This is a genomic window from Colwellia hornerae, from assembly GCF_007954355.1.
Classification (GTDB): Bacteria; Pseudomonadota; Gammaproteobacteria; order Enterobacterales; family Alteromonadaceae; genus Colwellia_A; species Colwellia_A hornerae.
Window position 1 is genome coordinate 1 of record NZ_VOLR01000089.1, and the last position, 928, is coordinate 928.

1 protein-coding gene is annotated in these 928 nt (G+C 41.8%); it reads left to right on the forward strand.

Annotated elements, in window-relative coordinates; all coding sequences use genetic code 11:
• A partial coding sequence (locus ESZ26_RS19065; protein WP_146910740.1) for a transposase occupies positions 1-810 on the forward strand: 810 nt, incomplete at its 5' end.
• Positions 811-928 lie beyond the last annotated feature (118 nt).

The window sequence follows — 928 nt, forward strand, 5'->3', positions numbered from 1 at the left end:
ATAGATATCTGTGCCTACGCTGTTATGCATAATCATTTACATCTCGTATTGCATGTTGATAGTGAGCAGATGAAAAGCTGGTCAACCGAAGAGGTATTACAACGTTGGCATCAATTATTCAAAGGGACCTTATTAACTCAAAAATATACTAATAAACAACCGCTTGATAAGTTCCAATTAGCGATGGTTGAAAGTACGGCTGAGATATATAAGCAGCGTCTACTTGATATCAGTTGGTTTATGCGCTCATTGAACGAGCCGATAGCGCGACAAGCTAACCGAGAAGACCAATGTAGTGGACATTTTTGGGAAGGGCGCTTTAAATCACAAGCACTGCTTGATGAAGGCGCATTACTGTCGTGCATGGCATATGTTGATTTAAACCCGATACGAGCCGGTATTGCGGTTACCCCGGAGCAGTCTGACTTCACCAGTATTCAACTGCGCATTAAAGCGGCTATAACCGGTGAGCAACCGACCTGCTTACTAGCCTTTACGGGCAATGAAACGCATCAGAGCTCAACGGGAGCGGGTATTTCTTTTAGCCTACAAGATTACTTAACACTGGTTGATGAAACAGGACGCATTCTGCGTGATGATAAACATGGTGCTATCGACACTCAGACGGTAAATATTCTTGCTAGGTTACACATCAATGATAAAAGTTGGCTAAAGTTAACAACAAATTTTGAAACTATCTTCACAGGGGCTGTTGGTACTGCTGAGCATTTATATGAATTTAGTGAGCATGTTGGTTTGCAGCGCACACATGGTATAGCGAATGCTCAGGTTTGCTTGAATAGCGCATAACGGGCTTTATGAATAAGACGTCCCTTGTTACTGTTTTAAAGTGGTAGTTTTACCACGGCTGACATTTGATGTTATGAGTAAACTGTTGAGATAAAGGACGATATAAACTCGCTTTACT